Origin of the sequence: Herbaspirillum sp. B65, assembly GCF_000333555.1 — a bacterium.
Classification (GTDB): Bacteria; Pseudomonadota; Gammaproteobacteria; order Burkholderiales; family Burkholderiaceae_D; genus Herbaspirillum; species Herbaspirillum rubrisubalbicans.
The window spans coordinates 1-9,459 of the sequence record NZ_BADI01000269.1; the positions used below are offsets into that span (position 1 = coordinate 1).

General features: G+C 64.2%; 6 protein-coding genes. 4 read left to right on the plus strand and 2 right to left on the minus strand.

Annotated features, from left to right (window positions below; translation table 11 throughout):
- The 3 genes from I5W_RS07020 to def form a co-directional block, all read left to right on the plus strand.
- Positions 1 to 846, plus strand: an 846-nt coding sequence (locus I5W_RS07020; protein WP_044528693.1) for a helix-hairpin-helix domain-containing protein, incomplete at its 5' end; no start/stop codon positions are given.
- A gap of 96 nt (positions 847 to 942) precedes the next feature.
- Entirely contained in the window at positions 943 to 1,833 is an 891-nt protein-coding gene (gene galU / locus I5W_RS07025; RefSeq protein WP_017454643.1) for a UTP--glucose-1-phosphate uridylyltransferase GalU, read from the plus strand.
- An 83-nt stretch (positions 1,834 to 1,916) separates the two neighbouring features.
- Positions 1,917 to 2,453 carry a peptide deformylase gene (gene def, locus I5W_RS07030; protein WP_017451053.1) on the plus strand — a complete coding sequence of 179 codons (537 nt, stop codon included), beginning with the start codon at positions 1,917 to 1,919 and terminating at the stop codon, positions 2,451 to 2,453.
- Positions 2,454 to 2,563: 110 nt separating this feature from the next.
- On the opposite strand, the gene cphA is transcribed toward def, so the two are convergent.
- Together cphA and I5W_RS07040 are read right to left on the minus strand one after the other, a co-directional pair.
- Positions 2,564 to 5,137, minus strand: a complete 2,574-nt coding sequence (gene cphA, locus I5W_RS07035) for a cyanophycin synthetase (RefSeq protein ID WP_017451054.1) — start codon at positions 5,135 to 5,137, stop codon at positions 2,564 to 2,566.
- Positions 5,138 to 5,206: 69 nt separating this feature from the next.
- Positions 5,207 to 7,405: a cyanophycin synthetase gene (locus I5W_RS07040; RefSeq protein WP_017451055.1), complete on the minus strand. Its 2,199-nt coding sequence runs from the start codon at positions 7,403 to 7,405 to the stop codon at positions 5,207 to 5,209.
- Between the two features lie 716 nt (positions 7,406 to 8,121).
- Between I5W_RS07040 and I5W_RS07045 the strand changes: the two genes are divergently transcribed.
- A partial coding sequence (locus I5W_RS07045) for an ABC transporter transmembrane domain-containing protein (RefSeq protein WP_044528694.1) occupies positions 8,122 to 9,459 on the plus strand: 1,338 nt, incomplete at its 3' end.

Consider the following 9,459-nt stretch of genomic DNA (forward strand, 5'->3'; position numbering starts at 1 on the left):
GTCGGCCGATGCCGCGCCTTCGTCATGCCCGGCGCCTGCCCGGTGTGCGGCTCGCCCATCGTGCGCGCCGAAGATGAAGCAGTGGCGCGCTGCTCGGGCGGCTGGCTGAAATGTTCAGCGCAGCGCAAGGGTGGTCTGCAGCATTTTGCTTCACGTCGCGCCATGGATATCGAAGGCCTGGGCGAGCAACTGGTGGAGCAACTGGTGGACCGCCAGGTGGTCAATACGCCGGCTGACCTGTATCGCCTGGGCTTGTCGGCCCTGGCCGAGCTGGACCGCATGGCCGAGAAGTCGGCCCAGAACGTGCTGGACGCGCTGCAAAAATCCAAGGCCACCACGCTGGCGCGCTTCATCTATGCGCTGGGCATCCGTCACGTGGGCGAGGCGACTGCCAAGGAGCTGGCGCGCCATTTCGGTGGCATCGACAGGCTGCTGGCTGCCAGCGAAGAACAGTTGCTGGAAGTGGCCGACATCGGCCCGGTGGTGGCCAGCTCGATTCGTGCCTTCTTCAGCGATCCGGTCAATGTCGAACTGGTCGAGCAGTTGCGCGCCGTGGGCATACACTGGCCGGAAGACCAGGGCGTTGACACCGGCACCAAGCACCTGGCCGGCAAGACCTTCGTGCTCACCGGCACGCTGCCCAATCTCTCGCGTGACGAGGCGGCGCAGTTGATCGAAGCCGCGGGTGGCAAGGTCTCGGGTTCGGTCTCCAAGAAAACCAGCTACGTGGTGGCCGGTGCCGAAGCCGGCAGCAAGCTGGCCAAGGCTGAAGAGCTGGGTATTGCCATCCTGGATGAGGATGGACTCAAGCTCATGTGTGCCGGTCAGGATGTTGAGCAGACGTAATCATATTGTCGTTTTATTCATATACAATTCGCCCGCACTGTCTTTTTATGCAGACGATAAGAATAGAACAAGACCCATTTTTCCCTCGGAGTCATGATGATCAAGAAGATCAAGAAAGCCGTCTTCCCCGTTGCCGGTCTCGGTAGCCGCTTCCTGCCCGCCACCAAGGCGCAGCCCAAGGAAATGCTGCCCATCGTTGACAAGCCGCTGATCCATTACGCGGTCGAAGAGGCGGTGGCCGCCGGTATCACCGAAATGGTGTTCATCACCGGTCGCAACAAGCGCGCCATCGAAGATCACTTCGACAAGGCCTACGAACTGGAAAGCGAACTGGAAGCCGCCGGCAAGCAAAAGCTGCTGGACATCGTGCGTAACGTCGTGCCCAAGAGCGTCAATTGCATCTTCATCCGCCAGTCCGAGCCGCTGGGCCTGGGCCATGCCGTGCTGTGCGCACGCCCGGTGGTGGGCGAGGAGCCGTTTGCGATTCTGCTGGCCGATGACTTCATGGATACCGACCCTGGCGTCAAGCCAGTGATGGCCCAGATGACCGATATCTATGCCCGCGAAGGCATGAGCATGTTGGCGGTGCAGGAAGTGCCCAAGAGCGATACCCGTCAATACGGCATCGTCAGCGCCACGCCTTACCAGCCCGACCTGGAGCGCATCAACGCCATCGTCGAAAAGCCCGCGCCGGAAGAAGCCCCGTCCACGCTGGCGGTGGTGGGTCGCTACGTGCTCAACAGCCGCATCTTCCACTACCTGGAAAACATCCCGCGCGGTGCCGGTGGCGAGATCCAGTTGACCGATGGCATTGCCAAGCTGATGCAGGCCGAATCAGTGCTGGCCTATCGCTACCAGGGGCAGCGCTATGACTGCGGTTCCAAGCTGGGCTATCTCAAGGCCATGGTGGCCATGGGGCTCAAGCACCCGGAAACCGGCCCCGCCTTTTCGGAATATCTGCACGAAGTGGCGACCAAGCAGGGTTGAGGCATCGCGCTGGGAACAACGCTGCCACCAAGATGACATTCAACGCCCGGCTTGATCCGGGCGTCGTGGACGGAGATAGGCAAATGGCAATACGCGACATTCTGAAGATGGGTGACCCGCGCTTGCTGCGTCAGGCGCAGCCGGTCACGGAGTTTGGTACGCCCGAACTGGCGCAACTGGTGGAGGACATGTTCCAGACCATGCGTGCGGTCAGCGGCGCCGGTCTTGCCGCGCCGCAGATCGGGGTGGACCTGCAACTGGTGATTTTTGGCTTCGGCCACAACCAGCGTTACCCGGATGCCCCGGCCGTGCCGGAGACGGTGCTCATCAATCCGGTATTGACCCCCTTGTCGGAGGAAGAGGAGGAGGGCTGGGAAGGTTGCCTGTCAGTGCCGGGGATGCGGGGCGTGGTGCCGCGCTGGCGCCAGCTGCGCTACCAGGGCTTCGACCAGAACGGTCATCCCATCGACCGTACCGTGGATGGCTTCCATGCCCGGGTGGTGCAGCATGAGTGCGATCACCTGCAGGGCATCCTGTATCCGATGCGTATTCGCGATTTCCGGCAATTCGGCTTTACCGAAATCCTGTTCCCGGACCTCGATCCCAGTCAGGACGACTGAGCACGGCTGAGGGCGACTGAGCCGGCCTTGCGTTGAATCGATCGTCAGCTCACAAAAAAATCCCGGCGTAGCGCCGGGATTTTTTTTGAGTGGACTGCCGAACGAGAGACTCAGGAATTTTCCTTCACCCGCTGGTCGATATGGGCCAGCGCCTCTTCCACCTGGTCGATCAGGATCAGGCACAGGTCGCCTGGCTGCAGGTTTGCGAGGGCGGTATCGATGGCCAGGAATTCGCCGTTGATTTCCTTCACATCGGCCGTACGCGTGGCCTTTTCGAGGCCCTGGCGCAGCAGGGCGATCACTTCCCCATCTTCACGGCCGCGTTGGCACTGGTCCTGGTACAACACCACTTCATCGAAGGCATCGCCCAGCAATTCGGTCTGGCGGGTGATGTCGGCATCGCGGCGGTCGCCGGCACCGCTGATGACCACCGAGCGGCGTTTGGCCGGCATACTGTCCACGGCCTTGATGAGGGCCTGGATGGCGTCCGGATTGTGGCCGTAGTCGGCGATCAGGGTGGCGCCCTTGTAGTCGAACAGGTTGAAGCGGCCAGGCGCGGTGCCACTATCGCTGATGAAGCTGGCCAGGGCGCCGGTGATCTGCTCCCAGTCCAGGTTCAGCGCCCAGGCTGCGCCCACGGAAGCCATCACGTTTTCGACCTGGAAGCCGATGGCGCCACTACGGGTGAGCGGAATGCCGGATAGCTTCAGGCGTTTTTCGAACGTACCTTGCGCGGCCACGATGGCGTCGCCGTCGCGATAGACGATGCGATGGCCTTGGGCGCGGTGGGTGGCCATGATGGGATGGGTCGGATCCAGCGCGAAGAAGGTCACCGAGCCGGGGCAGGAGGTGGCCATCTTGGCCACCATCGGGTCGGCTGCGTTGAGCACGGCCGTACCGGTGGGCGCGACGTTCTCGACGATGACGCGCTTGACCACGGCCAGGTCTTCCACGGTGCTGATGTAGGACAGGCCCAGATGGTCGCCCATGCCGATGTTGGTGACCACGGCCACGGCGCAGCGGTCAAAGCCCAGGCCTTCGCGCAGCACGCCGCCACGGGCGGTTTCCAGCACGGCGGCATCCACATCCGGGTGGAACAGCACGTTGCGGGCGCTGCGCGGGCCGCTGCAGTCGCCGGTATCGGTGCGCTGGCCGTCGATGTAGACGCCATCGGTATTGGTCATCCCTACCCGCAAGCCGGTCTTGGCCAGCAGGTGCGTGATCAGGCGCACGGTGGTGGTCTTGCCGTTGGTGCCGGCTACCGCCACCACCGGGATACGGCCATCGTCGCCATCGTCATACATGGTCGAGATGATCGCTTCGCCCACGTCGCGTGCCTTGCCGTAGGAAGGCGAGAGGTGCATCCGCAGACCCGGTGCGGCATTGACTTCGACGATGCCGCCGCCTTGTTCTTCCAGCGACATGTGCACCGAGTTGCAGACCACGTCCACGCCACAGATGTCCAATCCCACCATTTGCGCCGCCGCGATGGCACGTGCAGCTACGTCCGGGTGTACGTCATCGGTGACATCGGTGGCGGTGCCGCCGGTGGAGAGGTTGGCATTGTTGCGCAGGACCACGCGCACGCCCTGGGCGGGGATGGCTTCCGGGTCCAGGTTCTGGCCGGACAGCACCGACAGGGCGATGTCGTCCAGGCGGATCTTGGTCAGCGAGGTGGCGTGGCCATCGCCGCGCAGCGGGTCGGCGTTGACCTGGTCGATCAGTTGACGGATGGTGTGCACGCCATCGCCGATGACTTGCGGCGGATCGCGGCGGGCCGCAGCCACCAGGGTCTTGCCGATCACCAGCAGGCGGAAGTCGTGGCCGGGCAGGTAGCGCTCGACGATGACTTCATCGCTGATCAGGGCGGCGTTGTTGAAGGCGCGGGTAATCTGTTCCGGGGTGCGGATGTTGACCGCCACGCCCTTGCCCTGGTTGCCATCCAGCGGCTTGATGACCACCGCCGAGCCGATCTCTTCGGCGGCCTTGAGAGCGTCTTCCACGGTCTCGACCACGCGGCCGTTGGGGACCGGCACGCCGGCTGCGTGCAGCAGCATCTTGGTCAGGTCCTTGTCCTGGGCGATGGATTCGGCAATGGCGCTGGTGTTGCTGGTTTCGGCGGCCTGGATACGTTTCTGGCGGCTGCCCCAGCCGAACTGCACCATGCTGCCCTGGGTCAGGCGGCGATAGGGAATGCCACGCTTGAGGGCAGCGTTGACGATGGACGCGGTCGAGGGGCCCAGGCGCACGTCTTCGTCCAGCTCACGGATGCGCGCCAAGGCGCCGGTCAGGTCGAAGGGCGTGTCGGCCTGGGCCGCGCGCACCAGTTCCAGGGCCAGGTCGAAGGCCAGGCGACCGACTTCTTCTTCGCTGTATTCCACCACCACCTGGTAGATGCCGGTCTCGACGGTGGAGACGGTACGGCTGAAGGTCACTGGGCAGCCGGCTTGCGATTGCAGCGCCAGGGCCGCGGCAGCCAAGGCGTGGGCCATGGAGACCACCTGCTTGCCGCCATCGGGTTCGAGGAAGCCGATCTGCGGGAAGCGGGCGCGCAGGCGCAGTTCGAAGCCAGGCATGTCAGCGATGACGCGTTCGTTTTCCGGGCAGGAAACGATGGCTTCGACGGCAGTGTGTCTGCTCCAGAGATTGGGGCCGCGCAGGGCGCGAATGCGGGATACGTCCATGGACAATTTTTCCTAGGTGTCTCTTGATCTTGAATCGGTCAGTCTTGCAGTGCGGGTGGGGCCGGCGCGTCAGGCGGCCTGGCTCTTGAACTTCAGGCCTTGCTCCTCGGCGCGTTCGGTGCCGAAGAGCTCGATGCCAGCGCGGATCACCTCGGGGCCGATGCCCAGCGCCCAGGCAGCACCGACCGCGGCCAGCACGTTCTCGACCTGGTAGGCCACGGCGCCGTTTTCGGTCAGCGGGATGGCATCTACCGAGCTGACCTTGCACTGGCGCTCACCTTCGGCCTGGATCAGGTCGCCATCGCGCAGGAATACAGCACGACCGCCATCCTTCAGGTGGCTGGCCAGCAGTTCCGAGGCCGGGTCGGTGCTGAAGAAGATCACTTCACCATCGCACAGCTGGGCCATGTCGGCCACCAGCGGGTCGTCGGCATTGAGCACGGCGGCGCCGTCCGGCAGCACCAGATCGACCTGGGTGCGCTTGACCTTGGTGGCGATCTGTTCAGCGTTCTCGATGTAGAACTCGGGCAGGCTGTCGTTGGGGTCGATGTTGGCCACCACGCCCACCAGGCAGCGGTCATAGGCCAGGCCTTCGGAGAGGATGGCAGCGCTGCCGTTCTCGAACACGGCGGCTTCCACGGCGCGGTTCAGCAGCACCCGATGAGCGGCATCCCAGGTGGCGCGATTGCCGCGCTCGATCTGGCGTTCGCCGAAGTAGAGGCCCTCGCCGCAGGCCAGGCCCACGTGCTTGCCCGACAGGTGCACGATGCGCGCGATCAGGCGGGCGATGGTGGTCTTGCCATGGGTGCCGGTGACGCCGACGACGGGGATGCGGCCGTTTTCTTCCGGGCCGAACAGGTTGTCGATGATGGCTTCGCCCACCGGACGCGGCTTGCCGTCGGAGGGCTTCAGGTGCATCAAGAGGCCGGGACCGGCATTGACCTCGACGATGGCGCCGCCTTGCTCTTGCAGCGGGCGCGAAATGTCTTCGGCCACGATGTCCACGCCGGCAATGTCGAGACCGACGATGCGCACGGCCAGCGCGGCCGCAGCAGCCACGCTGGGGTGCACCAGGTCGGTGATGTCGGAGGAGACGTTGCCATTGCGCAGCAGCAGGATGCGGCGACCAGCGGCGGGCACCGATTCGGTGGTCAGGTTCTGGCGCTGCAGTTCCAGCGCGGCGGCCGGTTCACGATCCAGCAGCACCGGGTCCAGCAGGTGTTCTTCCAGCAGGCCGCGGCGCGGGTCGCGGTTCAGTTCGTCCAGCAGATCCTGCACGGTGGACTGGCCATCGCCGACGATGAAGATCGGTTCACCTCGGGCGGCGGCGGCGAGCTTGCCGCCGACGATCAGCAGGCGGTGTTCCAGGCCCGGGATGAAGCGTTCGACCAGCACGCCACTGCCTTCTTCCAGCGCGACCTTGAAGGCGGTCTCGATCTCTTCGCGGGTGTTGAGGTCGATGAAGACGCCACGGCCATGGTTGGCATCACAGGGCTTGACCACCACCGGCAGGCCGATGTCCTGGGCGGCATCCCAGGCATCTTCCGGGCTGTCCACCAGACGGCCTTCGGGCACTGGCACGCCGCAGGTCTGCAGCAGCGACTTGGTCAGATCCTTGTCGCGCGAGATGCCTTCGGCAATCGCGCCGGTCTGGTCGGATTCGGCGGTCCAGATGCGGCGCGACTTGCAGCCGTGGCCCAGTTGTACCAGGTTGCCTTCGGAGAGGCGGATGGTGGGGATGCGACGCTCATCGGCGGCGTCCACGATACAGGCGGTGCTGGGGCCCAGGCACAGGCGGTCGACCATGCGGCGCAGCTTGCGCAGGGTGGTGTCGAGGTCATACGGGCGGTCTTCGATGGCGGCCATGACCAGATCGCGCGCGGCAAAGAGCGCGGCGCGGGTGACCGTCTCGTGGCGGGCCCGCACCACCACCTTGTAGACGCCGCGCACATTGGTCTCGCGCGCCTTGCCGAAGCCACCGGGCAGGCCAGCCAGGTTCTGCAGTTCCAGCGTGACGTGTTCCAGGATGTGGCCGGGCCAGGTGCCTTCGTGCAGGCGCCGCACGAAGCCGCCGCGCTCTTCGTAGCTGCAGCGGTGTTCGATCAGGGTCGGCAGCCAGGTGGTCAGGCGCTCGGGAAAGCCGGCAATGGTGTTGGAGGGGAAGTCCTCCAGTTCGCCGATGTCGATCCACACTTCGAGGGCGGAGCGGTAGGTCCAGATGTTCGGACCCTTGAGGTTCAGGAAACGGAGGAATTCGATGTTTTTCATGTGTGGTGGATAGTCCGCTGTAATTGCCCCAGCCAGGTCTGCCCAAGCTGCCGGAAGTGGGGCGCCGGTCTCGGGGATGCCGGCGCTGCCAGAGCCGGACCGTCGCTGGTGCTTGCCCTCATGTCGCCATTCTGGGTGCTGCCGGCGCGCCCGTTCAGCACTTGTCAGAATAACGCATGGACCAGTAACGCCCAGGACGCTGTTTGGTTTACTGCATTGCCGGGGTGCAGCAAATGAATGATTGTGTTGCATTGAAGAAAATCTGGTGCCGAGCCTGTGCCCGATGGGTGGGGCAGGGTAGTGCAGGCGAAAGCAAATTCATGGATGGCAAGCAGAGGGATGAATGTGAACGTTATTGTCGCAGACTGTCCCGTCGCCGTGGCATCTGCCGCAGAAAAAACCGGAACAGGTCGGGACAGGGTTCGCAGTATGCGGGAATGCTCACCTGCACGGGCTGTCAAGTGCACCGTTTTACCGCCTCTCGCGTTAACCGGAGTGCTGTGAGCGGTGGGGCGCCGGACAGCGATCATGCAGCGGGGGACGCTGCGCTATAATCGCGCGCTGTTCGTTATCGTTCGTTTCGTTCGTTATTGCGTCTTTGACCGCCCAGCGACATCGCATCAGCACAACAGGTCCGGCGAGACCTGCCCATTCATATAAAACCATAGCCAAACTGCTCAATTTGCTCACTTCGGGCCTCTCAACGCTGCCGTTACATGACTACTGACTCAATTCCTTCCGCGACCGCCAGCCTGCCCGAGCGCTGGCAAACGGAAACCGCTGCCCGCCTGGCGCCCGGCGAAGCCGTGCTGGCCTGGCTGGAGCTGGATCTGGATGCACAACTGCATTTCAAGCCTTCCCTGCTGCTGGCCACCGACACCCGCCTCTTGGCCTGTGGCCCGGATGGCCAGCCAGCCCAGCACTGGGAATACCGCCCCGAGCTGCAACTGAAACACTACGATCACGCCGGCGTGGGTACGCTGGAGCTGTGCAATGACGCCGGCCGCCTGGCCGCCTGGCGCTATACCCTGGCGCAGAATCCGCAGGCGCTGCGCCTGATCAAGCTGTTCGAGCAGCAGCGCGAGCTGCTGGCTTCGGGCGTGCAGGCCGAGGAAGAGGGCGACGTCTGCCCGACCTGCAAGGCCGTGCTGCCCGAAGGCCAGGATACCTGTGCCATCTGCCCCGAGACCAAGGAAGCGCCGCCTTCCACCTGGGCGCTGTTTCGCCTGTCGCGCTTTGCCAAGCCCTACAAGGGCTCGCTGCTGCTGGGCTTCCTGCTGACGCTGGCCTCCACTGCCGCCACGCTGGTGCCGCCCTACATGACCATGCCGCTGATGGACAACGTGCTGATTCCGTTCCAGAACGGCGCCCCCATCGATACCCACCTGGCCACGCTCTACCTGTCGGGCCTGCTGGGCGCGGCTTTGCTGGCCTGGGGCCTGGGCTGGGCGCGCACCTACATCCTGGCGCTGGTGTCCGAACGTATCGGCGCCGACCTGCGCACCACCACCTATGCGCACCTGCTGCGGCTGTCGCAGGAGTATTTCGGCGGCAAGCGTACCGGCGACCTGATGGCGCGCATCGGCTCGGAAACCGACCGCATCTGCGTGTTCCTGTCGCTGCACCTGCTGGATTTCGCCATCGATGTGCTGATGATCATCATGACGGCGGCCATCCTGATCTCCATCAATCCCTGGCTGGCGCTGGTGACGCTGTTGCCGCTGCCGTTCATCGCCTGGATGATCCACGTGGTGCGCGACCGCCTGCGCCACGGCTTCGAGAAGATCGACCGCATCTGGTCGGAGGTGACCAACGTGCTGGCCGATACCATCCCCGGCATCCGCGTGGTGAAGGCCTTTGCCCAGGAAAAGCGTGAAGTGGCGCGTTTCCGCGAAGCCAACCGGCACAACCTGATGGTCAATGACCGGGTCAACAAGATCTGGTCGCTGTTCACACCCACGGTCACCTTCCTGACCGAAGTGGGCTTGCTGGTGGTGTGGGTGTTCGGGATCTGGCAGGTCTCCAGCAACCAGATCACGGTGGGTGTGCTGCCG